Origin of the sequence: Aminobacter carboxidus, assembly GCF_014863355.1 — a bacterium.
In the GTDB taxonomy this organism is placed as follows: Bacteria; Pseudomonadota; Alphaproteobacteria; order Rhizobiales; family Rhizobiaceae; genus Aminobacter; species Aminobacter carboxidus.
This window is the reverse complement of record NZ_JACZEP010000014.1, coordinates 1-24,104: the sequence shown is the minus strand read 5'-3', so window position 1 is coordinate 24,104 and position 24,104 is coordinate 1. Positions and strand designations below refer to the sequence as shown.

The following is a 24,104-nucleotide window of genomic DNA, read 5'->3' as shown; positions in this document are numbered from 1 at the left end:
CACGGCGCTCCAAGGAAAGGACCCGCCATGGGACAGCTCAATGCCGGGATCGTGCCGGTTACACCCTTCCAGCAGAACTGCACGATCCTCTTCGATACCGACGAAAAGACCGGCGTCGTGGTTGATCCCGGCGGCGATGTCGAAACCATCATGTCGGTACTCAAGCAAAACGTCATCAAGGTCACGGCGATCTGGCTGACGCATGGCCATATCGACCATGCAGGTGGTGCCATGGAACTCAAGGATGCGCTCGGCGTCGACATCATTGGCCCGCATGAGGCCGACAAGCCGCTGCTCGACAATCTGGTGACCCAGGCGCAGAAGTTCGGCATGGATGGGTCCGTGCGTAATTGCGTGCCGGACAGGTTCCTCACCGAGGGCGAGACGGTGTCGTTCGGCCCGCATGTCTTTGAGGTGCTGCATTGCCCCGGCCATGCGCCGGGCCATGTCGTTTTTTACAACCGCGAGGCGAAGTTCGCCCATGTCGGCGACGTGCTGTTCCAGGGTTCCGTCGGCCGCACCGACCTCTATGGTGGCGACCATGCAACGCTGATCCGCTCGATCAAGGAAAAGCTTCTGCCGCTCGGCGACGACATCGGCTTCATCTGTGGCCATGGCCCGGGCAGCCGTTTCGGCGACGAGCGCCGCAGCAATCCCTATCTGGTCTGATTTGCCATCGATCAGAGGTGACCGCCAAGCAGGCCACCTTGTCATGAAAAACGGCGCCAACCGCAGGGGGTGGCGCCGTTTTTGTCGTTGCTTCAGGCTTTGCCGGTGCGGCCGGGCAGGGAAGGCAGCTTCAGCTTGAGCCTGTGGCTGCGTTCAACGCATAGGCCCGAAATCGGAATCGATTTGCGGAAAGCGTGATGCGCAGATTCAGCGAATTAGAGCGCCCTTTGTGCGTCCATCCGGACGCACGGCGCTCTAATTGGCGGTGCAGAAGTGCTCCAGGCCGTCATAGCCAGTAAAGGTGCCGGTGCGCGGCTTGAAGCTGCGGTAGCGGTCCGAGCAGTAACTGTACCATTCGGGTGTCCACGGCTCCATGCCATAGCTTTCGCGATAGACCACGCGGCGCTGCACCGGGGCGGGGCGGTAGTAATCCTGGCGGTATTCCTGACGATAGACACGGCGCGGCTGCGGCTCGTAGTCGTAATAGTCGTCATAGACCGGCTGCGGGCGGTTGCTGCCAGCGATTACGGCGCCGGCGATCAGGCCGAGCGCGCCGGCAGCGACGATCGCGCCGGTGTTGTCGTGGCGGTTGTGGCGGCGCCAGCGCTCGCCGGCCTCGGCCGCCGGCAGGGCGGTCAGCGTGGTGGCGGCAACGGCTGCCGAAAGGACGATGGTTTTGAATAGGCGGTTCATGTCGGTCTCCTTCGCCGTCCGGCCCGTATCAAGGCCAGAAGTTAGCGTCGACAATATGTCTAGGGGGGCGAGCCTGAACGCAAGCTGAACGGATTTTCAGACGCAAAGGGTCAAACAACCACCACCGAAAAACGCCAATATGCGTTGCGGCGAATACAGCAGTTGCAAGGCCGAAGTGGAAAACTCCGGCCGCTTCGAAGGCTCTCAGCCGACGGTCAGATTGACGGCCTTGGGACCCTTGCCGCGCTTGTCCGGCTCGGTGTCGAAAGAAACCTTCTGCCCATCCTCAAGACCGGGAAGCCCCGACGCCTGCACGGCCGAGATGTGAACGAAGACGTCCTTCGCTCCGTCGTCCGGCGTGATGAAGCCGAAGCCCTTGGCATGATTGAAGAACTTGACGGTGCCGGTCTGCGGCATGGGAAACTCCTCTGATCCCATTATTTCAAGTCTTCGGGCCGGCAAATGCCCGAAGTGGAAATTTGTCGTTCATTTTTGGATCATCGGCAAGCGAAAGTTTTGCGCGCAGGCAGGGCCGGAAACGGCCACTTAAGCCCGGCAAGCGCCAGGCTTAAGTGGCCGTCGGCAAAGCGTTTCCGGCTTAGTATTCGCAGTAGCGGATCGGGCCGATCTGGATGCAGGACGGCGGCCGCGGACGATGCGGATCGAACCTGCTGAAAACGCGCACGCGGCAATTGGGGCCGACATGGCGGTGGGGCACGTTGCCGTAGCGTGGCAGGAAGTGGCGGCGCACCTCGCGATGGCAGTCGCGCACCTGCACCGGCGGGCGGACCCGGATTGGTCGGCAGTCGGGCCGGCGGTGGGCATGCCATTCAGTGCGGCCGAACTGCGGAACGTGGTGGCGCTGCGGATCGCCGTGGCAACCGCGGACCTGGATCACCAGCCCGCCTTCGGCCTGTGGCGCATTGCCTGCCGGCATGGCCGTTGCCGGGCCGCCATATCCAAGCCCTGCTGCCAGCAGGATTGCGCCCAGAGACTTCAGCAACTTCATGGTCTGCCTCCTCTGCATGGAAGCTTTTCTCGCTCCCGGCGCCGACTATGCCATGGTTCTTTTCGGCTCGCCAGAGCGCAGCCGGATGGCATCGTGCAGCTATCCCGTTGATTTGGCGAGAGATAGTGGCGGAGCCATCCACCAAAGAAGAAGGGCGCGGTGGTGATCCACCGCGCCCCTCTTCAAAGCATAAAACCTTGCGCGGCTTAGCCGGCGCGGAGGTTCACAGCCTTAGGACCCTTGCCCATACGGTCTGGCTCGACGTCGAAGCTGACCTTCTGGCCGTCGACGAGCGTGCGCAGGCCCGAAGCCTCGATAGCGGAGATGTGGACGAAAACGTCCTTCGCGCCGCCATCCGGCGTGATGAAGCCGAAGCCTTTGGTTGCGTTGAAGAACTTTACGGTACCGGTCTGGGTCATTGGGAGAACTCCTTCACCCGTTCAGTGGTCTGGACATGCCGACCGCCTGGCGTCGGCGGCACGTCGGTGGTTTTGCTTGGCGGTCATGCATTTGCGCATGATTAAACCCCCCGCCGAGTCACGGGGTCGTCAGAGATTCACAGTTATCGGGGAAAGGGTCGTACAAAACGTTCCAGTCTCCGGGTCAGCAAACGCCCGAACTGAGACTGATATTGCATGGAAACGCGTAGGTTGCAAGATGTGGGGGGCAAGCCGAAGGCACTTCGCAGCGTCGCATAAATATACGACATTTCTAAAAGCGCCATTGGCCAGATTGCCGCGCCTGTCGGGTCAAGATGCGCGGTTGACGATTGCATTCGTTGACAGAATCGCGAGGATCGGGGCAGGGGCTGGAACAATTCCCGCACGGGCGGGAACGAGAGGGAGCTATTTCCATGGTTTTTTCGGCAAAGACCTTTGCACGAAAAGCAACAGTGGCCTCGTTGCTGTCGCTGATGCTGGCCTCCTGCGTTGTGGTCGAGGACGGCCCCGGGCCCGGCCCGCGTCCACCGCGCCCGGATCCGGGTCCGCAGTTCTGCACGCGCGAATATGACCCGGTCTGCGCGCGGCGTGGCGGCGATCGTCAGACCTTCGGCAACTCCTGCATGGCTGAAGCTGCGGGCTACCGCATCATCCGTGGCGGCGAGTGCCGTGGCGGTGGCGACGATGGCTGGGGCGGCGGTGGCGGTGGTGGCCGCGAAGAGCAGTTCTGCACCAGGGAGTATCGCCCTGTCTGCGGCCGCCGCGGCGGCGCGCTCCGGACCTTCCCGAACGCCTGCGAAGCCGATTCCGCCGGCTACCGTGTCGTCGACGACCAGGGTCCCTGCTGAGCAGATCCGACCGGCACCTCCCGGCAGCCAATGCCGGGAGGTGTCGTCAGGCAAGCTCATTTGCGGACCGACAAGCTTCTCACCTCGCGAATCCGGCAATCGTCGCCGACATGGCGGTGCCTCAGCATGACGCCGTCGACACGGTGGGTGCGGACGTTCCGATGACAATCCGCCGAGGGCCGGTGGCGCGTCTCGCGCTCGGCGAAAACGCGTGGATCCATCCACGGTCTATATGCCGCCGCCGCCTCCGCTCGCCAAAACAGAGCCCGCGCCAACGGCAACAAGGCCGCCGAGCTTGTCGCGATTGACCGATGCGCGGGCGGTCAGCAGCCGTCTAAGGGTGAATAGCAACACCACAGGCATGGCGACCGCGAAAATGCTGCTGCCATCGTATGTAAACGCCGAGATTAGGAGCGTTGTGTGTTTCTAAGTGTTCACGTATTGTTCTTTTTTAGATTTGCATTCTTGGCAAGGGGACTACCTGATGATCAATGGAAGTTGTTGCTGCGGGGCAGTCAAATTCGAGCTGCTGCGCCAGCCGTCGATGATGGGCACCTGTCATTGCTCGAGGTGCCGCAAAGTCGGCGCGAGCGCCATCGTGTTTGTCAGGAAGGAAGACCTGAGGTGGGCCGAGGGACAGGAGCATGTCCAGCTGTTCAAGCCCAAGGCACCCTACAAATATGAACGATGCTTCTGCAGGATTTGCGGCACGTCGCTGGGCGAGATCCTGTCCGATATGGACAGCTTTCCGATCGCGGCCAATGCCCTCGACAGCGATGTGGAGGTCAGGAACAGCCTCCATGAGTTCGTCGATGAAAAGCCCTCATGGTACGAGATCTGCGACGATGCAAAGCAATCGACGGGGCATCCCGCCGGTTCGTAGCGGTATGGCTCAAGGCCAACGGCCGCTTTGTTGCCATAGCCGTCCTGTTCGGCCATGGATCCCGCTTCGAGATCCATGGTGGCATGTCGACTGGTCTCAGCTCTCGACACCATCCGGCAGGAAGCCGTTCTGGCCGGCGACGATCTTCCAGCCGTCTGACATCGGTGCGGCAATGTAGATCGTGAAGCCCCGCGCTCCTTCCACCGGGTTCCCGTCGTGATCGGTCGGCGTCTGCAATACGTTGATGACCAGTACGTTGTCGGCGATCGCCAGAAGATTGGTGATTGCGTATCGAACCTGGCTGTCGCCCATGCCGACGCTTCCGGTTAACGTTGGAACGGGTCACATTCCGGTGCCTGCTCTATAGTATTTTCTGCTCTACCATACGCGTCGCCACCTTTTTTCAATTGAGATGCACTGTCGATAGCTTCTGCTCGCCTGGCTCAGCTGCGGAGGAGGCCGAGATCGGCTATGCCGATTTATTGCGCTCGTCGTCTCGGGTTGCGAGGCATCAACCCTGCCGGACTATGGTGCCGATGACATTGACCAGAAGGCGCGAGGCGGTCAGCGCCGACAGGCCGTCAATGTCGGCGGGAGGATAGAGCTCGACGAGGTCAAAGCCTGCGATCCTGGCCCGCCGGCCAAGGCCCGCGATCAGGTCGATCACCTGCGTGTAGGTGAGGCCGCCGGGCGAGCGGGCCCCCACGCCCGGCATGATGCCGGGATCGAGGCCGTCGCAGTCGAGCGTGACGACGACGCGCGCGGCTTCGGGAATGTGGCGGAGAGCCGCTTCGACGCCGTTTGCGTGGACCTCGCGGGCGGTGACGAAGCGGCTACCATAACGCTGCGCTGCCTCGATCTCGCTGCGCCGCGCGCTGCCGACACCACGGATGCCGACCTGGACGATGCCGGCGACATGCGCCATCTCGCTCGCCCGGCGCATCGGGTTGGAATAGCCATAACGTTCGCCCAGCACCTCGTCGCGCCAATCAAGATGGGCGTCGATCTGCAGGATCCAGACCGGTCCGTGACCGGCAAAGCCGGCCAGGAAGGGGATGGGCACCGAATCGTCGCCGCCGAGCAGGATCGGTACCGCCGGCAACGCCAGGATCTCGCGCGTCCTGGCCTCGATAAGGGCCCGGTTGCCGGCATTGTCATGCATCGTGGCGGGGATGTTGCCGGTATCGATGCAGCAGGCCGGCTTGCCGTCGAACAGCGGGCCGCCAAGATCGAAATCCCAGTGTTCGACGAGCGCGGCATCCTCCTGGCTGGCAGCGCGGATGGCGTCGGCGGCCATGGCATAGCCGCTGCTGTCTTTGCCGGGATAAGTGGTGCCGTGACCGGCGGCGAAGATCACCGCACGGGGCGTGCCGCCGTCGGCGAGGTGATCGGGAAAGCCGAGGAAAGAAGGCGATGCGGTCATGTCGTGATGATCCCGATGATGGGCTGGGGGAACTTCAGTTGCAGGCTGCTTGCGTGTCGGCGGGGTCCTTGCCGCCGCAGATCAGGTCGATCGCTGCCTTGCTCAGCAGGTCCAGTGCCGCTCGTGGTTCGCCGGCGCGGGCGCGCACGGCCAGGGAATGCATGACGGCCGAGGCGACCGAAGCGAGGCCTGCCGCATCGGCGCCGGCGCCAAGCTCGCCTTGGGCAATCGCCTTGCGCAGGCGCTCCTCCAGTATGGCGTTGAACATGCCCAGGCTTTGCTGGAGGACCTGGCGCACCGCCGGGCGATGCACGGCCTCGACGGAGGCGGTGCCAATCAGCAGGCAGCCGCGCGCCGCGTCATCAGGTGCCAGATAGGAATCCGTCGACTTGGTGTAGACCTCGGCCAGTTCGGTTCGCAGCGGCCGCGCGGCACTCAAGATGGTGGTCATCGCCGCGGCGCTGGTGTCGCGGTAGCGCTCGAGCGTTGCGATGTAGAGCGCTTCCTTGTCACCGAAGGCGCCCGACAGGCTCGGCCGCGTCATCTCTGTCGCCTCGCTCAATGCGTCGAGCGAACTTGCTCCAAAGCCGACCGACCAGAAAAGGTCGCCCGCCCGCTGCAAGGTGAGGTCGCGGTCGTATTCGATCGGGCGTCCACGTTTGGTAATGCTCATTATATGCGGCCTCGCATAAAAATATTGACAGTCCTGATTAATATATGCGACATCGCATAAAAGTCGAGCCGCCAATCACGGTTCGTCGCGCAGCAGAAGATGGACCAGAATGAAGCTCTATATCCACCAGGCGGCGTGTTCGCTGTCGCCCCATATCGTTGCCCGGGAACTCGGGCTCGACGTCGAAATCATCCATGTCGAGCGGGCCACGCACCGGACCAGTGACGGCGAGGATTTTCTTGCCATCAATCCGAACGGCTATGTTCCCGTGCTGGTGCTCGACGATGGCGAGATCGTCATCGAAGGGCCGGCGATCGTCCAGTATCTTGCCGATCTCAAGCCGGAAGGCGGGTTGGCGCCACAGAGCGCGCAGGAGCGCCGGAAAATCCAGTCGCTGCTCAATTTCATATCAACTGAAATCCACAAGCCGATGGGGCAGATGTTTGCGCCTGCCTACGCGCCGGTGAAGGAGGTGCTGCACAAACATGTCGCAGCGAGGCTCGACTGGGCGGCGGCGCGGCTCGAGGACGGCCATCTGACCGGCGGCACGTTGAGCGTGGCCGACATCTACCTGTTTGTCTGCCTCAACTGGTCGCAATGGCTCGGCATCGACCTGTCGTGCTGGCCGCAACTGGAAGCCTTCATGAAAGCCATCGGCGCGCGGCCGAGCGTGCTTGAGGCACTCAAGGCGGAAGGTCTCTACCCCAGTTCGAACGGCGTCTTCTTTGCGCCGCGCTTTGCGGCCTGACCCAGGAAATGGAGCCCATCATGACAAACGGAAGTTTTTCCGACGCCGAGAGTCGGCAGACCGAAACGATCCTTGAGCGGTTCAACCAGGTGTTCCTGAGCCACGATCCCGCTGCACTTGACGATCTCGTCGCCGACGATTGCGTCATTGAAAACACGCAGCCGGCGCCCGACGGCTCGCGCCATGAAGGCAAGGCTGCCTGCATCGCGCTGTGGCGTGGGATAGCGACGATGCGAGGCGCGCATTTCGAACCGGAAAGCATCATCGCCCGCGGCGACCGTGGTGAGATCAGGTGGCGGCTGGTGTGGGGTGCTGACCACGCAAGTTCGGTACGCGGGGTCAATCTGATGCGCGTGCGCGACGGGCGGATCGTCGAGGCCCAGGGCTACGTCAAGGGCGCGTGAGGCCGGCAGGGCCGGCTCAGTCGGCGACGCGCCGCAGCGTGCCAAGTCCGTTGCCGTCGAGCGACTCGATCGTTACCGCCGATGCTTTGCCGCCGGGGCCGGTCTCGAAGCTGACGGCGGCAGGCATGTCGGGTAGCTCCGCATAAGGCAGGCTCAGGAACAGGTCGCGATCGAAATGGCGCAGCGGATAGGACTTGGCGCCATCGGGGCCGACCTTGAGCACGAGGCCGTCCGCGCTGGCGGTGACGACGGCATCGCCGACGAAGTCGTTGGTGTAGCGGCCGGCATAGGCCTCGCCTGAAAGGGCTGGCGTCGCCGGCGAGGGCGGCGTGGCATAGGTTGCCTTGGCTGCGGCGACCGCCGGTCCGAACAGGCCGGCATAGATCGCGTCCCAGTCCTTGACCCAGTCCTTTGCGACCTTGCCAGTGAATACGAGGTCGGCGAAGCTGTCCGACAGGCCTTCGGGCACGCCGGTGGGGAAGCCGTTGGCCAGGATGACGATGCCGACCTGCTGTTTCGGAAACAAGGTGACGAGGCTGCGGGCGCCAACGCTGAAGGCGCCGGCATGGCCCCAACTCAGGCCATGGCGGCCGAACTCGACATTCCAGCCGAGGCCGTAGAAGGACTGGCCGCCGCTGACCGGGTTAAGGCCGCGTGCCATCAGCGGGACATGGGTCTGGTCGAGTGCCGCGGCTGCGATCAGCCGCTTGCCGTCATGGCTGCCGTTGGCGAGTTCGAGGCGCAGCCATTGGACGAGGTCGCGCACCGTCGAGCTGACGCCGCCTGCCGGTGCCTGGGCGTCCGGCCAGCGCTCGACTTTGGCTGTCCAGGCGCCGTTGTCCTTGATGTGAAGTGCTGCGCGGTTTACGCGGCCGAGGAAATCGGCATGGCGAGAGCTTGTCGAGGCCATGCCGAGCGGACGGTAGAGCTTGTCCTCGGCGATCGTCTCCCAGGCCTTTCCCATCGGCTTGGCTGCGGCGACCGCCCCCTCGGTCAGGCCGAAATTGCTGTAGGAATAGCCGGCACGGAAGCTCGACGACGGCGATACGAACCGGAGGCGGCGCAGGATCTCGGCGCGGTCGTAGCCGATCTCCTCGAGATCGTCGCCGGCGGTGCCGGGAAGCCCGCTACGGTGGGAAAACAGGTCGCGGACGGTGAGCTCGCTGGTCGGATACGGCCCGGCAAGCCGGAAGGCCGGGTCGAGGTCCGAAATCTTCGAATCCCAGGACATGATGCCGTCGCTGACAAGGGCCGCCACGACAGTCGCCGAGATCGGCTTGGACATCGATGCGATCTGGAACACCGTGTCGGCATCGACCTTTTCGGCTTTGCCTGCTTCGCGGACGCCGAAACCCTTGAGGAAGACGACCTTGTCGTCGTGCACGACGCCGATGGCGAGTGCCGGCACGCCGCCATCGGCAATGGTGGCTTCGGCCAGCTGTTCGAGTTTCACCAGTGCTGCGGTGACCTGCTCGGCCGTCACGGTCTGGGCGGACGCGGGGAGGGGTGCCAGTGCGATGGCAGGCAGGAGCCATATCAGGCAGCGGCGGACGAACGACCTTGCGGACAGCTGCATGCGCCGGCTCCTCTGCAATGTGGCCTGCGCTCGAAGCTACAGCTTGCAGCGGGCGAAGCCAAGCATGGTGCCACCGTCCGGCTATCTCACTGAACCGGCTGGCTCCTTGCCGTCGAGATAGCCGAGGTCGCGGTTGAGGTGGGCCGACACGTCGCGCGGATCGAACCTGCCGCGACGCCGGCCGCGGCGTGTGCTCGTCACGAGCAACCTCAGCCATGTCTGGAGCGGCCTGAGAGCCGAGCTGATGGTTGTGCGGGTCATTTTCCTAATTTCCGTCGGTCAAATTCTACTGAGGGGTATCGCAACTTTCGCTTTGTTTTTGCTATGAATCCAACTGAACGTCGGAATGAGCGCATAAGGAAAACTTATGACAAAAAATCAACTGCCGCCGCTGACGGCGATCCGAGCATTCGAGGCGGCGGCGCGGCTTGGCAATTTCACCCGGGCGGCGGAAGAACTCGGCACGACGCAGGCCGCGGTGAGCTATCAGATCAAGCTTTTGGAGGAGCGCGCCGGCACGCCGCTGTTCCTGAGGCGGCCCAAGCAGACCGAGCTGACCGATGCGGGCAGGGCGCTGGCGCCGAAGGTCAGCGCTGCCTTCGAGATGCTGGGCGAGGCCTGGGGCGAAACCCGCGGCGGGGCGCGCGGGGTGCTGGTGGTCAGCACGCTGCCGACATTCGCTGCGAGCTGGCTGGCGCGCCACCTCGGCGCTTTCCAGATGGTGCAGCCGGACCTTGCCGTGCGGCTCGAGACGACGACACGGTCCACCGACTTCCGCACCGAGCAGGTCGATGTCGTCATCCGCAGGGATGACGGGCAGCTGCCGCCGGGACTTATGGGCCACCTGATCGTGGCGACCGATTTCGCGCCGATGCTGAGCCCGAAGCTCGCGGCAACCATCGGCGGCGTCAAGGAACCGAGCGACCTGCTCAGGCTGCCACAGATCGACCCCGGCGACCTGTGGTGGGGCCTGTGGTTCAAGGGCGCGGGCCTGCCGGCCGACATGCTGCCCCAGCGCCAAGCGCCGAAGATGGGCTCGCAGGCCTATGAGGCGATCGCCGCCATCGCCGGCCATGGCGTGGCGATGCTGACGCCGATCTTCTACCGCGAGGAACTTGCCAACGGCACACTGATCCAGCCGTTCGAACATGTCGGCTCGGACGGTTCGGGCTTCTGGCTGGTCTATCCCGAAGAGCGTCGCAACGTCCCCAAGATCAAGGTTTTTCGCGAGTGGATTTTAGGCGAGGTCGAGCGGACGCTGGGGCCGGGCACGAGGTTCTAGAATCTGAGCGTTGCCTCCGAAAATCGATGCCGGTCTTTGGGGCTCTGCCTTAGGCGCGCGGGACGAGGGCTTCGATGGCCTTCATCGCCATGTCGAGGCCATGCTCGGCGCCGATCGCCTGACCCATTGCAGTCGCCGCCTGGCGCATAGCAGGTGCATCGGTGACGGTGAATGCTGCAGCGAGCGCCGCTGCGGTCAGGGATTCCCGATCCAGTGGGGTGGGCCCCGCGCCGAGGTCGGCGACGCGGCGGCCCCAGAATGGTTGGTCGCCGAAAAACGGGCAGATGATCGTTGGCAAGCCGGCGCGTAGCGAAGCAGCGGTCGTGCCGGCACCACCGTGGTGCAAGGCGGCGCTCATCTGAGGCAGCAGCCGGTCATGCGGCGCCGCGGTCATGACATGGATATGCGCCGGGGGTGAGGGGACCTCGAGGGCGCCGCCGCCGAGCGCCAGAACGCCGCGCTTGCGGGTGCGGGCCAGCGCCTCGATGACATCGGCGGCCAGCTTGCCGGGGGCGAGACCGGGCATGCTGCCGAAGCCGACATAGATGGGCTTGTCGCCAGCGGCAAGGAATGCCCTGAGATCGGTCGGCAACTGCCAGTCATCCTCGTCGAGAAACCAGTATCCGGTGACAAGGACATCGCCGCCCCAATCGGTCGGCCTGGGGACGACGGCTGGGCTGTAAGCGTAGAGCGTCACAGCCGGCGCGCCGGGCCGATGGCCGGACGGAACGCCGAGCGACTGCGCGCGCCAACTCGCGAGTTCCTTCCGAAACAGCAGGCCCGGGCCGCGCGTTGCCAGCAGATGGCTGAGGCGGTTGAGCGGGCCTAGGTTGGCGAAAGGCAGGAGCGGGCTTGGAAACGCGGCGGTCGGCGTGAAGCCGGGCAGTGGCGAGGCGAGGACCGCCGGTCGGCCCAGTCGCGCGGCAATGTCTGGAGAGGCGATCGATTTGGGGTGATGAATGATGACATCGGGACCGAAACGGCCGATTGCCGCCCATTCGGCATCGAGCAGGCGGCGCATCAGTGGGCGGACATGCTTGAGCAGCTTCAGCCCGGCGCCGAATCCCCGACTTCCTGCAATCGCCGCCTTGCCCTCGGGCGTGTCCATCAACGCCAGGAACTCGCCCGGCAAAGGCCAGAAGTCGATGCCGTGGCGGGTGACCATCGCCTCGAACTGCTCGGGCGCCGCGAGTTGGACTTCGTGACCACGCCGCAAGAGGCCGCGAGCCAATGCAACATAGGGCTGGACGTCGCCCCGCGTGCCAAGCGTCTGGATGGCGATGCGCATAGGGCTCCCTGTGCAGACTGACCAGTAGTCAGTTATACCGACTGGCGGTCTGTAGCAAGGGGCGATAAGGTAGGAACAAGCGGCATTGGCGGTGAGTGGAGGTGAGATGCCCCGGATTGTCAGGCATCCTGAAGTAAGACGGGCGGAACTGCTTGCGGCGGCGGGTCGGCTGTTCAGCGCGCGCGGCTATGAGGCGGCATCGGTCGACGACATCATTGGCGAAGTCGGGCTTTCGAAGGGTGCGTTCTATTACTACTTCCCTTCGAAGGACGCGTTGCTGGAGGCGTTGGCACGTCAGGCCGCTGAGCGCGCCCGGGCCGAACTCGAGGCGATACTTGCAGCGCCCGCGATGAGCGCAGTCGAGCAACTCAACGCCTTCCTGCGCCGCGGCCGCGGCACTGACAGGGCGGCCGAGGCGATTGCCACCTTCGCCAGCATCTTCTCGCCTGAAAATATCGTGCTCTACCACCGCATGCACCGAACGGTGATGACCGTGATGGCGCCAGCGCTGGCGCGCATCATCGAAAAGGGCCGGCGCGAAGGCAGCATGGCAAGCAACGATCCTTTGATCTCGGCCGAACTGGTGCTGCTGCTCGGCGCGGTCACTCATGGCGCCGTGGCCGACCTGCTCGCCGCCGAAGGCGCCGATGCCTTGAGCCAAGCGATCGCCGCCTTCGAGCGCCGACTGGCCGAGCAGGGATTGGCCGTCGACCGCATTCTCGGCCTGCCCGACGGCACGGCACGGTTCGTGGAACCGGGGTTCGTCGCGGCGATGGCGGCAGCCAGGCCGAACCGGAACCCGCTTGGCGCGACCGTTGCCGCAGGCTAGTGCTTGGGTTCGGATTCGTCACCCAGGAGGCTGGGATATGCCACAGAAGGTTATCGGTCTTATCGGCGGGTTGAGCTGGGAAAGCTCGGCCGAATACTACCGCATCATCAACGAGCAGGTGCGCGCGCGGCTGGGCGGCCTGAATTCGGCGCGGATGCTGATGTGGTCGTTCGACTTCGCCGGGATCGAGGCGCTGCAGAGTGCCGACCGCTGGCAGGAGGCGACGCTGGAGATGATCGATGCGGCGCGGCGGCTGGAGCGCGGCGGCGCCGACCTCGTCGTCATCTGCTCCAACACCATGCACCGCATGGCGTCAGAGGTACAGGCGGCGATCGGCATTCCATTGCTGCACATCGCCGACCCGACCGCCGAGCGCATCCGCGCTGCCGGGCTCGGCCGCGTCGGCCTGCTCGGCACCGCCTTCACCATGGAGCAGAGTTTCTACAAGGGAAGGCTGGCCGAGCGCCACGGGCTGGACGTGCTGGTGCCCGATGCGGAGGACCGGGCCGTGGTACATCGCATCATCTATGAGGAACTGGTGCAGGGCCGCGTCGAGGCTTCGTCGCGGCAGGCCTATCGCGAGGTCATCGCGCGTCTCGTCGCCCGCGGCGCCGAAGCGGTGATCCTTGGCTGCACTGAGATCATGCTGCTCGTCGGGTCCGAAGACAGCGCCGTGCCGCTGTTCGACACCACCGGCATTCATGCCGAAGCGGCGGTGGCGTGGGCGCTGGGCTGAGCTAGCGGCTGGGCCGGGCCTTACTCGCAGGCAGATCGCCCGGCGAAGCGGCGCGTTTTGCACCGCAATTGACAAAGGCGGGCCGGGCGGGGCAGGATTTCGGGGCTGCGTAGGGCGCATCGGCGAGGGCCGAAAGGGCAATGCCCGCCTACTGTCAGGTATCGTCCAACAGTTGCGCCATGCCGAACCTCGAAAACCTCAAGAAGCAGGCCAAGCAGTATCTGCGCTGGCATCGCGAAGGCTATTACCCGGTCGCCGCCGAGATAAGGGCGGGCTTGCCGCGATTTCATCACCTCGACGACATCGAGGTGATGCAGGCTTCCTTCAAGCTCGCCGACGCACAGGAACTCGTCGCGCGACAGCAAGGTTTTGTCGGTTGGCAGGCGCTCAAATCAGGAGCTCCAGCAGTGAGCAATCCAGCCAAGCAGACCAAACCTCCCGTTCTCAGTTCGACCGCGGCGCAGCTGTTCGTTGCCGATGTCGTGGCGTCATGCGTGTTCTTTACCGAAAAGCTCGGTTTCGCCGTCGACTTCGTCTATGGCGAGCCGCCGTTTTACGGGCAGGTCGTCAGGGACAAGGCGCAGCTTGCGTTGCGGCTGGTGTGCGAGCCGGTGTTCGCAGGCGATGTCCGCGAACGCGAGCATCTGCTGTCGGCCGCAATCACCGTCGACGGTGCGGACGAGATCAAGCAGCTGTTCCTCGATTTCCAGGCAGCAGGCGTGCGCTTCCATCAGGCGCTGCGCAAGCAGCCTTGGGGTGCGAGGAATTTCATCGTTGTCGATCCCGACGGAAACCTGATCCTGTTTGCCGGCCCGGCCGACTGAGGGTCGGGCGATCGGGGGAGCCCGAATTCACGGCAATCTGAACAGCGGATATGCACAAATGCCGCCGCGACATGTATCGTATGGGACCAGCCTCATAGAGTTCTTTGACGCATAGCGTTTGACGGTGTCCGCGCGGACGCCAGAACAGGGAGGAACAGGACATGGCTTCAGTTTCGATACATCCGGCACTCGACGGCGGGATCAAACCCGGCAGCGCTGCCTTCAACGGCGGCACGCTTGTCTGCGCCTGCGCCGAACGGCCAGTGAAAGTGGCGATCAAGGGCCAGGTCGCCCACAATCACGCCTGCGGCTGCACCAAATGCTGGAAGCCCGAGGGCGCGAAGTTCTCGGTCGTGGCGGTCACCGCGCATGAGAATGTGACCGTGCTGGAGAATGGCGACAAGCTTGCGGTGGTCGACCCTTCGGCGCTGATCCAGCGCCATGCCTGCAAGGCCTGTGGCGTGCACATGTATGGCCCGGTCGAGCGCGACCACGCCTTCAAGGGCCTCGACTTTATCCACCCAGAGCGCTTCCAGGAAGCAGGCTGGGCCGAGCCCGGCTTCGCCGCCTTCGTGTCATCGATCATCGAGGCGGGTGTCGATCCCTCCGCGATGGACGGCGTGCGTGGCCGGCTGAAAGAGCTTGGGCTCGAACCTTACGATTGCCTATCGCCCGGGCTGATGGACTACATCGCGACCTGGACGGCGAAGAAATCAGGTGTGCTGAAAGCTTGAGACGCTGCTTTGACGAGCCGGGGCGGGCCTGTGTTGGGCCTGTCCTAGCTCCTAAAGCCTATGCCCGGCCTGCATCCAGCCACCGCGACCCGTGCTAGGGTGCCGGCGGGAGAAACGGCGGCAACGCCTGATGCGCCCGCACGCCTCCTCAACAGAGGGAGGTCAGCATGGCATATTATGTTTTCCTGACGAACTTCACGGACCAAGGCGTCAAGTCGGTACGGGAGACGACCAAACGGGCCGATGCGTTCCGGGCCATGGCCGATAAGAGTGGCGCCAAGGTTCACACGCTGTTGTGGACGCTCGGCAAGCATGACGTGGTCGCTATTGTCGAAGCGCCCGACGACCTGACGGCAACGGCGCTCAGCCTGTCCATTTCCGCGCTCGGCAATATCAAGACACAGACACTCAAGGCCTTCGATGCCGCTGACATGAACAAGATCCTGGCCAAGATGGCCTGATTTTCTTGCCCATAGCGGGGCGGGAGCCTTTCGTTTGCCAGCCCTTCCGGCTGCTGCCCCGCACTAGAAGTTCCCGCTTTTCTTCGAAACGCGGAATCTCTCTATGTTATTGTTTTTGCGCAAGTCCGGACGGAAACCATTGCACACTTTTCTGGAATTGCTCTAGTTCAGCGGATCATAATCGGGGATGTGCCCGAAGCGGTAACCTCGCTGCCTCAGTCCGTGAATGAGGGCGGTGAGATTGGCCGTGCCATCGAAGGTCTCCTGGAACATCTCGTCATGCATCAGCAGGATCAGCTTGTTTGGGCTGACAAAGCGGAGCTTGCCGCTGAACATATGGTCGATTTCGCTGACGAGCCTGGTGACGCTTTGCACCGGTTTGCCGGTGCCGTCATGAACCCATTCGTGGTCCCAGCCATAGAGCCAGAAGCCGGTGGCGGCGACGAACTCGTAGTCGGGCTGCTCGATGCCGATCTCGATCCGGTCGATCGACAGGTCGTTGGTCGAGATGTTGGGCAAGCGAAAGACGTTGCGGCCGGGCAGCCGGGCATGGGTAGGTGCTGCGAGCCCGAGCACCGCATTGGCCCGCACCATGTCGGCGACGACGGCCTCGGTGTCGGCGTAGAACTTGCGGTACCTGTTGTAGGCGTGGCTGTAGCTGTGGTTGCCGACGGTCACCAGCGGCATGGATTTGGCGCGGGCGACCAGCGCCATGCTTTGCGGGCTGGATTTGGCGTGCAGGCCAACCATGAACATGGTGGCGGGCACATTTTCCGCCTCAAGCACGTCAAGGATGTTGCCGGTGCCGTCGAGCGGACCGTCGTCGAATGTCAGGTAGATGGTGCGTTCGGCCGCGTGCGCCGGCCAGCACGCCATGGCGAAGGCGGCGAAGAACCACAGGACGGCAATGCTGAAGGCGGTGACGCCATGCCTTTTGCTTGCTGTAATCAGCATCGTTTCGCCTGTTCCTCCAACTGATGTCACCGGCGATATCGGTATCCTGTCATCGTCGGCTGTGCAAAGGGCGGCGGTACGGGCCGTGCTTTTCAGCGGCACGCGTGGCCGGCCGCGTGCTAAACGTCAGTGCATCATAACTTCAGGACCGGACATTGAATCACCAGGGTATTGGGCAAGACAGACAAACCGATGTCGCAGACTTCATCCGCGCCAACATGCATGTCGTGGCGGTGCCATCGGTTCCCGAGATCAGGCTCTATGCGGCGCATCCGGGCAGCGGGCTGTGGCGGCTCGCCGACGATGCCGAGGGTGACGATCCACCGCCGCCCTATTGGGCCTATCAATGGGCCGGTGGGCTGGTGCTGGCGCGGCATTTTCTTGACAGGCCCGAAGCGGTGAGGGGGCGACGCGTGCTCGACCTTGGTGCGGGTTCGGGGCTGGTCGGCATCGCAGCTGGTATGGCGGGTGCCAGTGCTGTGCTCGCGGCAGAAGTCGATCGCAACGGTGTGGCCGCGATCGGGCTGAATGCGATGCTGAACGGTGTCGAGGTCACCGCTGTCAGAGGCGACTTGACCGCTGATCCGGTGCCCGAGGTCGACATCGTTGCTGTTGGCGACCTGTTTTACGAAGCCGGCCTTGCCGAGCGTGTGACCGCCTTTCTCGACCGCTGCGTGAGCGCTGGCATCGATGTGCTCGTCGGCGATCCCGGCCGGGCGCACCTGCCGCACCCACGGCTAAAGACGGTTGCCGAATATGCCGTGGCGGATGTCGGCACCGGCAATGCCGCGACGACAAAGCCGAGTGCCGTGTTTTCGTTCGGCTGAGAGCTCAGCGAGCCCGGCGAGCTTTGGCGGTGGCGCTATTTCCCGAAGCTCCTGAGCATCCTGACGGTCAGGACGGTGGTCAGCACCGACAGCGGGAATTGGGCGATCCCGGTGATTTCGAAGAACAGGTTCTTGGGCATTTCGTAGGGCGGGGTCGGGAAGATGGCATGGAAGGCCGCTTCGCCGAAGCCGAAATAGACGATATTCTTGACGACGTGGTTGTAGCCGCCCTCGACATAGCCGACCAACACGATGGGCACGACGAAGACGACCGCCGCCGCCGCCCAGGTCAGCAGGCGCGCCGACCGCGCGGTATTGGCAACCCAGCCGGCGTAGAGCAGCACGGCAATGACGATCGCCGCCGGGACGACGAAAAGCAGGATATGCAGGCGCCAGGGCGTGCCGAAGGCCATGGCGCCATAGGCGTGATGCAGCGAGGTCAGTGCGAGCAGCAACAAGGCGCTGGTGGCGACGCGCAGGTGGGTGTTGACCGAGATCGCCGGCGTCGAAGGGGATGTTGTCATGGCAAATTCTCCTGGATTGACGGAATGCGCCCGAGTAATCACGATACCGAACACAGTGTTCGGAAATTGCCGGACAGCGGCGTGGCCAAAGTTCCGAAACGGACTGGTGACAGGTAACGTCCGGAAAAATCGGAGACGGGGATGGGCATCGATCGCCGGGTGGCGCGGACACGCACGGCGCTTTACGACGCGCTGGTGGCGCTGATCCGGCGCAAGGACTACGCCACGATCACCGTCGAGGACATCCTCGCCGAGGCCAATGTCGGGCGCTCGACCTTCTACGCGCATTTCACCTCCAAGGACGACCTGCTGCAGCGTAGCCTCGAGCGGTTGCGCGACCTGCTGATCGAGGTCCAGCAAGGCAGCGGCCACGGCGCCGATGCGACCGGCTGGGATCCGGCGCGGACGCTGTTCGAGCACGTCAGCGAATATGCCGACGTGCAGGCGGCCCTTGCCGGCGGGCATGGCGGCGCGGTGTTGCGCGAGGCGGTGGACAAGGTGCTGGCTGACGTGCTGCGCCAGGCGATGGGCACCGGCCTCGTCGGCGGGCTGCCGCGCGAATTGGTCATCCAGCATGTGGTGGCGACCTTCAACACGACGCTGCACTGGTGGTTCGAGCACCGGCCGGAGATGGCTCCTGCCGAAGTGGACGCGCTGTTCAGGCAGTTGTTGTTGCGTGGGTTGCCGGCGGGTGCTGCCGCGCCGTTTATCGTGATGGCCGATCCGGCCTAGCTCCGACAGCGACACACGAAGCTCTTGACTTGATCTCTATTGTGAGAATAATTCTCATATATGGGGAAATCATCACCTGACGAAACCGGCATCGACCGGCGTATCGCCCAGCGGCTGCGCTCGCTCAGGGCCGAGCGCGGCTGGCCGCTCGATGAACTGGCCAAGCACAGCGGCGTCAGCCGGGCGACGTTGTCGCGGCTGGAAAATGCCGAGGTCAGCCCGACGGCGAGCGTGCTCGGCAAGCTGTGCGCCGCCTATGGCCTGACCATGTCGCGGCTGATGCACATGGTCGAAGGCGAGTTCGCGCCGCTGATGCGCCGTGAGGCGCAGGCGATCTGGTCCGATCCGGAAATCGGCTTTCGCCGCCGTTCGATTTCGCCACCGGCGCAGACGCTGGCCGGCGAGGCGCTGGAATGCGAGCTAGATGCGGACGTTCAGATCACTTATGACGCGCCGCCGCGGCCGGGGCTCGAGCATCATCTGGTGCTGGTCGAAGGACAGCTAAAGGTGACCGTTGACGGCAGTGCCCATGAGCTCAAGCCCGGCGACTGTCTGCGCTACCAGCTGTTCGGGCCGAGCGCCTTTGCGACGTCAGCAACTGCTGGCGCGAAATACTATCTTTTTGTCGTGTGAGGCATCATGAGCGCAACCGTTTCCATCTTTTCCGCCGATGACATCGCAAGCCATCTCGTCGAGCTTGGCGGGCTGCTGCATGCCTGCGTGCATGATGGCGCGAGCATCGGCTTCGTGCTGCCCTATAGGCAAGGCGAGGCCGAGGCGTTCTGGCGTGACAAGGTGCTGCCAGGCGTGCGCGAGGGGACGCGGATCATGCTGGTGGCCAGCAAGGACGGGCATATCGCCGGCACCGTGCAGCTGGGCTGCGATACCATGCCGAACCAGCCGCACCGCGCCGACGTCAACAAGTTGTTGGTGCATCCCGACTTCCGGCGCCAGGGCATCGCGCAATTGTTGATGCGGGAGCTCGAGGCGCGGGCGCGGGAGCTCGGACGTCGCCTGATGACGCTGGATACGCGCACCGGCGACAATGCCGAGCCGCTGTATACGGCACTTGGCTACCAGACTGTCGGCGTCATCCCGGCCTATGCGCGCGATCCGTTCGGCAGCGACCGGCTCGATGCGACGACGGTGATGTACAAGCTGCTTTAATTCGCAAGCAGCATCCATGCGCCAGCGGCGATCAGCCCGACACCGGCCACCCGTGACAGCAGGCGGCTTGGACCGACGAGCTTTTCCAGCAGGATGAAGGCGGCGATCGCCGCGACCCAAAGCAGGTTCATGATGCCGACGGCGAACAGGATCGCCATCAGTGCCCAGCAGCAGCCGATGCAGTAGATGCCGTGCTCCGCGCCCAGGTTCATTGCACTGAGCGGGTCCGGGCGGAAGCCGCCATGGCGCATGATGAACTGCAGCGGGCTCTGGCAGGCCGACAAGCAGACGTCCTTGAGCAGGGTGCACTGGTAGACGCCGGCCACGATGAGCACGATGCCGCCGAGCGCGGGGCTGATGCCGGTCATCGGCGTCAGCAGCAGGGCGCTTTCGAGCGCCCATTGCGCCGATGTGGCGAGCATGGAGAAGGCTGTCCAGGCGAGCAGGTAGCCGGTGGCGAACCATGCCGTGGCGGCAAAGGGCTTGCCACGTGAGCCGGCCTGGCGCGCGACACCGGCATAAATGAGCAGCATCGGTGCCACTGAAGGCAACATCATGCCGACCATCATGATGGTCCACATGGCGAACATGAAGGCGAAATCACCGACGCTCCAGCCGCGCAGGGCAGGCGCGAGCGCGGTGCCCATCTCCATCCCCGGCATGGCCATCCCGGGCATTTCCGGGCTTGGCATGGTCATTCCAGGCATAGTCGTGCCAGGTATCGTCATGCCGGGCATGTCGGCGCCCGCAATGGGCGATGCCCCCATGTTCGCGGCAAACCAGATCACATAGACCCAAGCCAGCGTGGCAACGGCGGCGATGGCGCCAAGGATGACGGCCCGATCCCGCCTCAACATGAGTTCGAGGCGGGAGGTGCTCATTGGGTTGGGCGGACAACCCCGCTTTCGGTCATGTGCAGGTGGGCGAAATGCGCGTGCGAGTCGTTGAGGTCGAGCTCGATCGAGCCCGACGTCTTGACCCAGCCGCGCCCGACTTCGGCGATGGTGTATTCGAAGCCGTTGGGAAGATTGATGCGGGCGCGATGGGCTTCTGAAGTCACCGGGTTCAGGATCGGCTCGCCGCGTGCGTCCATCACGCCGGGAATGTTCACGCGGGCAGTGCGCCCGTCGATGTCGACCTGAATGTCGATCTTGGCAAAGACCGGGTCGTGGACCTTGTCGAAAGTCGTCGAAAAGACCTGGAAGAAGGTCGCGCCCGGCTCGGTATCTTCACCGCTCATGATCCGCAGCAGCGCTTCGCGCTGGTCGGGCGTTGCCCGTTCGTCGACGATCGCAACAACTTGCCCGTGGCCGTGATGGATGGCGCCGGGCCAGGCCACGATCATGGCGATGCGCAGGCCATCAAGCTTCGTTGTGCCATGATGACCCTGTTCGATGTCGATCGCGCCGATGGCGCGGCATTGGCCCTGGGTTGGCAGCGCATTGAACTGGCACGGGCAGCCATAGGCGCAGTTGCAGTGCAGGAATTCACGTCCCTTGAGTGTCCATGTGACGGCCGGCATCTTCACCTCCTTGCGTTTGCAAGCGCGGCAAGTCGTTTGTGGCTTCATTCCGGTGGCTGGAATTAGCCACACCGGAACGTTCGGCACCGTCCCCAGAAGTCAGGCAGTGTAACAGAAAATGGCGGTCGCCATAACCGCCCTACGGAGAGCTTGCCCCAGCAAGTCCTTCGCGTGATCAGGCAGGAACGTAGGTCAACCTGATGACGTCATCGCCAATCAGTTCGCTGGCCACAAAGCGAAGCCGTGGTCGCGCGGCGGGGAAGAATGGCTTGCCACGGCCGAGCACGACCGGCTGGAAGTAGAGTTGATACTCATCGATAAGGCCAAGGTCGGTCAGGCTTCGCGCCAGTCCCGGTCCGGAGACTGAAATCTCCCCAATGAGTTGGGCTTTGAGCCCGCGTGTCACCGCCTCGACGTCATCCGAAACGAGCGTGGCGTTGGGGCCAACCGACGTCAGCGAACGCGACACGACCCATTTCGGCTGGCTTCGCCACGCCGCCGCGAATTCGTGCTGCTCCGCGCTCCACTCGGGACGGCCTTCGTCCCAATAGCGCATGACCTCGTACATGCCGCGACCGTACACACTGCCGGCCAGGTCGCGCACTTGCTCTGTCCAGTGACGAAAGATGGTCGGGCCTGCCGACATTTCCTGGTGGTCGACGTAGCCGTCGAGGGACAGGTTCATCCTGAAAATGAGCTTTGCCATGCCCGAGATCTCCAACCAGGGTCTTCAAGATAGTTGGGGCCGCGGTTACGTAAAAGGGGAGGTCGGCGCAAACCGGGCTCTGCCGGCGGCTATCCTGATAGATGGCAGCTGATGTCAGTTTTTGCAGTGCAGCGGATTGACGGCGGGCGATTTACGTTTTACGAATGACGAAATTTGAAAATCGTCATTCGTAAAATCGAGCGGCCCTAGATGAGCGATGTAGCCGAAAACCCCGTGGATCTGGCGCGACAGGAGACTGTCGGGCGCATTCTCGATTCAGCCGAACGGCTGTTCCTGCACTATGGCTACACCAAGACCAACGTCGCCGATATCGCCCGCGACCTCGGCATGTCACCGGCCAACATCTATCGCTTCTTTGCCTCCAAGGTGGAAATCCACCAGGCGATCTGCGGCCGCATGCTTGGCGCCGTCTACCAGATGGCTTGTGAGATCCTGCGCGCCGAAGGCAGCGCCACCGAGCGCTTGCGCCGCTTCATCTACGCCCAGCATAATTTGACCGTCGAAACCATGCTCGACAAGGAAAAGGTGCATGAGATGGTCGTCGTCGCGCTGGAGCGCGATTGGCACGTCATCGAAAAACACATCGACCGGCTGCATGAGCTTATGGCGGAAGTCATCTCCGAGGGCATTGCCGCCGGCGAATTCTCCAAGCAGGACCCTCAGATAGCCGCGCGCTGCTTTGGTGCTGCAACCTCGACACTGTGCCATCCGCAGATGGTGTCGCAGTGCGTCAACAAGCCGAACCGCGCGACCTATAGGGAACTTACTGAATACGCCCTGAGGGCGCTGAAGTAGCAAGCGGCCAGCGGCCGGAATCCAGATCAACAGTCAATCGGGAGTGCGAACGATGATTTCGTTCAAAACCTTCAATGCGAACCTGCGTCCTCTTGCCAGCCTGGCTTTGGTGTCGCTGCTTGGCGTTGGCCTTTCCGCCTGCTCCGAAGCCAAGACCGAGACGGTCGAGGCGATCCGCCCCGTCAAGGTCGTCGAAATCGCCAGCATGGGCACGACCCGCGAGCTCGACTACTCCGGTGCCGTGAAGGCGCGCACCGAAATGAATCTCGGCTTCCGCGTCGCCGGCAAGATCACCGAACGGGTGGTCAACATCGGCGACAAGGTGAAGTCGGGCGACCTGCTCGCCCGTATCGATGCGACCGACTACCAGCTTGGTGTCAGCACGGCGGAAGCCAACCTGCAGGCAGCCGAAAAGCAGGTCGAGACGGCGCGCCTTGTCGACGATCGCGCCGCCCAGCTGTTTGCCAAGAAATTTGCGTCCGAAGCCCAGCGCGAGCAGGCTTCGCTTGCCTACAAGCAGGCCTCGTCGCAGCGCGACGCAGCGCTTTCTTCGCTGCGCCAGGCCAGGAATCAGGTCGGCTATGCCGAACTTCGTGCCGACCAGAACGGCATCGTTACATCAGTCAATGCCGATAGCGGCCAGGTGGTGGGTGCCGGAACGCCCGTCGTTGCCGTTGCCGTCGACGGTGACAAGGAAGTGCAGATCGCCGTTCCCGAACTGGAGATCGCCCAGTTCCAGCCCGGCAAGCCGGTCAAGGTGAGCTTCTGGTCCGACGACAAGCTGGTGCTCGACGGCACCGTACGCGAGGTCGCCGGAAGTGCCGATGCGCAGTCGCGGACGTTTTCGGTGCGCGTCAGCCTGCCCGACGACAACAGGGTGCTGCTTGGCATGAGCGCGACCATCGAGGCATCGGTCAACAACGGCAAGGAGTTCGTTTCGATCCCACTCAGCGCACTGGCCAAGCAGGATGGCAAGGACATTGTCTGGGTCGTCAACGACGAACAGGTGCATGCGCGCGGCATCAAGGTGGCGAGCTTCGCCGATGCCGGTGTCCAGGTCGCCGACGGGTTGAAGCCGGGCGACATCGTCGTTGCAGCCGGAACGCAGTTCATGGCCGAAAACCTGAAGGTCAAGCTGCCGACGCCGGAGCAGCGCGCCGCGTCGAACGAAGCCACAGCGGCCATTCGCTAAAGACAGTGCCTGCCGCGGGGGGGGGGGGGGGGCCGGCGGGGGGGCGCGGGGGTGGGGGGGGGGGGCGGGGGGGGCGGGTGGGGCGGGGGCGGGGGGCGGGGGGGGGGGCGGGGGGGGGGGGGAGGGGGGGGGGGGGGGGGTGGG

The 24,104-nt window shown here is 63.8% G+C and carries 32 protein-coding genes; 17 read left to right on the top strand and 15 right to left on the bottom strand.

The window, feature by feature from the left end:
* Positions 1-27: 27 nt before the first annotated feature.
* Positions 28-669 (top strand): MBL fold metallo-hydrolase, encoded by a 642-nt coding sequence (locus IHE39_RS26435; RefSeq protein WP_192568595.1) that lies wholly within the window; start codon positions 28-30, stop codon positions 667-669.
* Between the two features lie 255 nt (positions 670-924).
* Here IHE39_RS26435 and IHE39_RS26430 read toward each other — a convergent pair whose 3' ends face one another.
* From IHE39_RS26430 to IHE39_RS26415, 4 genes are all read right to left on the bottom strand, one after another.
* Positions 925-1,362, bottom strand: a complete 438-nt coding sequence (locus tag IHE39_RS26430; protein WP_184766854.1) for a BA14K family protein — start codon at positions 1,360-1,362, stop codon at positions 925-927.
* Positions 1,363-1,566: 204 nt separating this feature from the next.
* Entirely contained in the window at positions 1,567-1,779 is a 213-nt protein-coding gene (locus IHE39_RS26425) for a cold-shock protein (protein WP_018428999.1), read from the bottom strand.
* A 181-nt stretch (positions 1,780-1,960) separates the two neighbouring features.
* On the bottom strand, positions 1,961-2,371 hold the full coding sequence (locus IHE39_RS26420; protein WP_184766855.1) for a hypothetical protein: 411 nt from the start codon (positions 2,369-2,371) through the stop codon (positions 1,961-1,963).
* Positions 2,372-2,577: 206 nt separating this feature from the next.
* Positions 2,578-2,790, bottom strand: coding sequence for a cold-shock protein (locus IHE39_RS26415; RefSeq protein WP_067959476.1), 213 nt, complete (start codon positions 2,788-2,790; stop codon positions 2,578-2,580).
* 434 nt (positions 2,791-3,224) lie between these two features.
* On the opposite strand from IHE39_RS26415, the gene IHE39_RS26410 reads away from it, so the two are divergent.
* Complete coding sequence (locus tag IHE39_RS26410) at positions 3,225-3,659, top strand: Kazal-type serine protease inhibitor family protein (protein ID WP_192568594.1); 435 nt, start codon at positions 3,225-3,227, stop codon at positions 3,657-3,659.
* A 484-nt stretch (positions 3,660-4,143) separates the two neighbouring features.
* The gene (locus IHE39_RS26405; protein ID WP_184766857.1) at positions 4,144-4,542 is read left to right on the top strand and encodes a GFA family protein; all 399 of its coding nucleotides are present in this window, start codon (positions 4,144-4,146) and stop codon (positions 4,540-4,542) included.
* Between the two features lie 96 nt (positions 4,543-4,638).
* Here IHE39_RS26405 and IHE39_RS26400 read toward each other — a convergent pair whose 3' ends face one another.
* The 3 genes from IHE39_RS26400 to IHE39_RS26390 all read right to left on the bottom strand — a co-directional run bounded on the left by IHE39_RS26400 (position 4,639) and on the right by IHE39_RS26390 (position 6,638).
* On the bottom strand, positions 4,639-4,854 hold the full coding sequence (locus IHE39_RS26400) for a hypothetical protein (protein ID WP_192568593.1): 216 nt from the start codon (positions 4,852-4,854) through the stop codon (positions 4,639-4,641).
* A 199-nt stretch (positions 4,855-5,053) separates the two neighbouring features.
* Positions 5,054-5,965, bottom strand: a complete 912-nt coding sequence (locus IHE39_RS26395) for an agmatinase (RefSeq protein WP_192568592.1) — start codon at positions 5,963-5,965, stop codon at positions 5,054-5,056.
* 34 nt (positions 5,966-5,999) lie between these two features.
* A complete protein-coding gene (locus tag IHE39_RS26390) occupies positions 6,000-6,638 on the bottom strand; it encodes a TetR/AcrR family transcriptional regulator (RefSeq protein WP_192568591.1) in 639 nt (212 codons plus the stop codon).
* Between the two features lie 109 nt (positions 6,639-6,747).
* Here IHE39_RS26390 and IHE39_RS26385 point away from each other — a divergent pair, with 109 nt between their 5' ends.
* Together IHE39_RS26385 and IHE39_RS26380 are read left to right on the top strand one after the other, a co-directional pair.
* A complete protein-coding gene (locus IHE39_RS26385; protein ID WP_192568590.1) occupies positions 6,748-7,386 on the top strand; it encodes a glutathione S-transferase N-terminal domain-containing protein in 639 nt (212 codons plus the stop codon).
* Between the two features lie 20 nt (positions 7,387-7,406).
* Complete coding sequence (locus IHE39_RS26380; RefSeq protein WP_246485646.1) at positions 7,407-7,790, top strand: nuclear transport factor 2 family protein; 384 nt, start codon at positions 7,407-7,409, stop codon at positions 7,788-7,790.
* 16 nt (positions 7,791-7,806) lie between these two features.
* Here IHE39_RS26380 and IHE39_RS26375 read toward each other — a convergent pair whose 3' ends face one another.
* On the bottom strand, positions 7,807-9,366 hold the full coding sequence (locus IHE39_RS26375; RefSeq protein WP_184766863.1) for a serine hydrolase: 1,560 nt from the start codon (positions 9,364-9,366) through the stop codon (positions 7,807-7,809).
* An 81-nt stretch (positions 9,367-9,447) separates the two neighbouring features.
* Positions 9,448-9,627, bottom strand: coding sequence for a hypothetical protein (locus tag IHE39_RS26370; RefSeq protein WP_192568588.1), 180 nt, complete (start codon positions 9,625-9,627; stop codon positions 9,448-9,450).
* Between the two features lie 106 nt (positions 9,628-9,733).
* On the opposite strand from IHE39_RS26370, the gene IHE39_RS26365 reads away from it, so the two are divergent.
* A complete protein-coding gene (locus IHE39_RS26365; RefSeq protein WP_192568587.1) occupies positions 9,734-10,648 on the top strand; it encodes a LysR substrate-binding domain-containing protein in 915 nt (304 codons plus the stop codon).
* 49 nt (positions 10,649-10,697) lie between these two features.
* Here the strand turns inward: IHE39_RS26365 and IHE39_RS26360 are convergent, their stop codons facing one another.
* Positions 10,698-11,936 carry a glycosyltransferase gene (locus IHE39_RS26360; protein ID WP_192568586.1) on the bottom strand — a complete coding sequence of 413 codons (1,239 nt, stop codon included), beginning with the start codon at positions 11,934-11,936 and terminating at the stop codon, positions 10,698-10,700.
* Between the two features lie 106 nt (positions 11,937-12,042).
* Between IHE39_RS26360 and IHE39_RS26355 the strand changes: the two genes are divergently transcribed.
* The 5 genes from IHE39_RS26355 (at position 12,043) to IHE39_RS26335 (ending at position 15,520) form a co-directional block, all read left to right on the top strand.
* Positions 12,043-12,765, top strand: a complete 723-nt coding sequence (locus tag IHE39_RS26355) for a TetR/AcrR family transcriptional regulator (RefSeq protein ID WP_184766867.1) — start codon at positions 12,043-12,045, stop codon at positions 12,763-12,765.
* Positions 12,766-12,802: 37 nt separating this feature from the next.
* The gene (locus IHE39_RS26350; RefSeq protein WP_184766868.1) at positions 12,803-13,501 is read left to right on the top strand and encodes an aspartate/glutamate racemase family protein; all 699 of its coding nucleotides are present in this window, start codon (positions 12,803-12,805) and stop codon (positions 13,499-13,501) included.
* A gap of 179 nt (positions 13,502-13,680) precedes the next feature.
* On the top strand, positions 13,681-14,325 hold the full coding sequence (locus tag IHE39_RS26345) for a VOC family protein (protein WP_192568585.1): 645 nt from the start codon (positions 13,681-13,683) through the stop codon (positions 14,323-14,325).
* A gap of 161 nt (positions 14,326-14,486) precedes the next feature.
* On the top strand, positions 14,487-15,059 hold the full coding sequence (gfa, locus tag IHE39_RS26340) for an S-(hydroxymethyl)glutathione synthase (protein ID WP_192568584.1): 573 nt from the start codon (positions 14,487-14,489) through the stop codon (positions 15,057-15,059).
* 167 nt (positions 15,060-15,226) lie between these two features.
* Positions 15,227-15,520 carry a GYD domain-containing protein gene (locus IHE39_RS26335; RefSeq protein ID WP_184766871.1) on the top strand — a complete coding sequence of 98 codons (294 nt, stop codon included), beginning with the start codon at positions 15,227-15,229 and terminating at the stop codon, positions 15,518-15,520.
* 162 nt (positions 15,521-15,682) lie between these two features.
* On the opposite strand, the gene IHE39_RS26330 is transcribed toward IHE39_RS26335, so the two are convergent.
* The gene (locus IHE39_RS26330) at positions 15,683-16,474 is read right to left on the bottom strand and encodes a polysaccharide deacetylase family protein (protein WP_184766872.1); all 792 of its coding nucleotides are present in this window, start codon (positions 16,472-16,474) and stop codon (positions 15,683-15,685) included.
* 155 nt (positions 16,475-16,629) lie between these two features.
* On the opposite strand from IHE39_RS26330, the gene IHE39_RS26325 reads away from it, so the two are divergent.
* Positions 16,630-17,301, top strand: coding sequence for a class I SAM-dependent methyltransferase (locus IHE39_RS26325; RefSeq protein WP_434781342.1), 672 nt, complete (start codon positions 16,630-16,632; stop codon positions 17,299-17,301).
* 35 nt (positions 17,302-17,336) lie between these two features.
* Here IHE39_RS26325 and IHE39_RS26320 read toward each other — a convergent pair whose 3' ends face one another.
* The gene (locus IHE39_RS26320; protein ID WP_192568583.1) at positions 17,337-17,825 is read right to left on the bottom strand and encodes a hypothetical protein; all 489 of its coding nucleotides are present in this window, start codon (positions 17,823-17,825) and stop codon (positions 17,337-17,339) included.
* Between the two features lie 141 nt (positions 17,826-17,966).
* Here IHE39_RS26320 and IHE39_RS26315 point away from each other — a divergent pair, with 141 nt between their 5' ends.
* Genes IHE39_RS26315 through IHE39_RS26305 form a run of 3 tightly spaced genes read left to right on the top strand, consistent with a single transcriptional unit; the run spans position 17,967 to position 19,724 of the window.
* Positions 17,967-18,557 (top strand): TetR/AcrR family transcriptional regulator, encoded by a 591-nt coding sequence (locus tag IHE39_RS26315; RefSeq protein ID WP_192568582.1) that lies wholly within the window; start codon positions 17,967-17,969, stop codon positions 18,555-18,557.
* A 60-nt stretch (positions 18,558-18,617) separates the two neighbouring features.
* On the top strand, positions 18,618-19,190 hold the full coding sequence (locus tag IHE39_RS26310; RefSeq protein WP_192568581.1) for a helix-turn-helix domain-containing protein: 573 nt from the start codon (positions 18,618-18,620) through the stop codon (positions 19,188-19,190).
* A gap of 6 nt (positions 19,191-19,196) precedes the next feature.
* The gene (locus IHE39_RS26305) at positions 19,197-19,724 is read left to right on the top strand and encodes a GNAT family N-acetyltransferase (protein ID WP_192568580.1); all 528 of its coding nucleotides are present in this window, start codon (positions 19,197-19,199) and stop codon (positions 19,722-19,724) included.
* Here the strand turns inward: IHE39_RS26305 and IHE39_RS26300 are convergent.
* The 3 genes from IHE39_RS26300 to IHE39_RS26290 form a co-directional block, all read right to left on the bottom strand.
* Positions 19,721-20,605, bottom strand: a complete 885-nt coding sequence (locus IHE39_RS26300) for a DUF2182 domain-containing protein (RefSeq protein WP_192568579.1) — start codon at positions 20,603-20,605, stop codon at positions 19,721-19,723. The two genes, IHE39_RS26305 and IHE39_RS26300, sit on opposite strands and share 4 nt — an antisense overlap.
* Positions 20,602-21,246, bottom strand: coding sequence for a DUF1326 domain-containing protein (locus IHE39_RS26295; protein ID WP_192568578.1), 645 nt, complete (start codon positions 21,244-21,246; stop codon positions 20,602-20,604). The genes IHE39_RS26300 and IHE39_RS26295 overlap by 4 nt, the downstream gene beginning before the upstream one ends.
* Before the next feature lie 175 nt (positions 21,247-21,421).
* Positions 21,422-21,952, bottom strand: coding sequence for a dihydrofolate reductase family protein (locus IHE39_RS26290; RefSeq protein WP_192568577.1), 531 nt, complete (start codon positions 21,950-21,952; stop codon positions 21,422-21,424).
* Between the two features lie 210 nt (positions 21,953-22,162).
* Between IHE39_RS26290 and IHE39_RS26285 the strand changes: the two genes are divergently transcribed.
* Positions 22,163-22,768 carry a TetR/AcrR family transcriptional regulator gene (locus IHE39_RS26285; protein WP_192568576.1) on the top strand — a complete coding sequence of 202 codons (606 nt, stop codon included), beginning with the start codon at positions 22,163-22,165 and terminating at the stop codon, positions 22,766-22,768.
* A 52-nt stretch (positions 22,769-22,820) separates the two neighbouring features.
* Positions 22,821-23,960 carry an efflux RND transporter periplasmic adaptor subunit gene (locus IHE39_RS26280; RefSeq protein WP_184766881.1) on the top strand — a complete coding sequence of 380 codons (1,140 nt, stop codon included), beginning with the start codon at positions 22,821-22,823 and terminating at the stop codon, positions 23,958-23,960.
* The last annotated feature ends 144 nt before the right edge of the window (positions 23,961-24,104 follow it).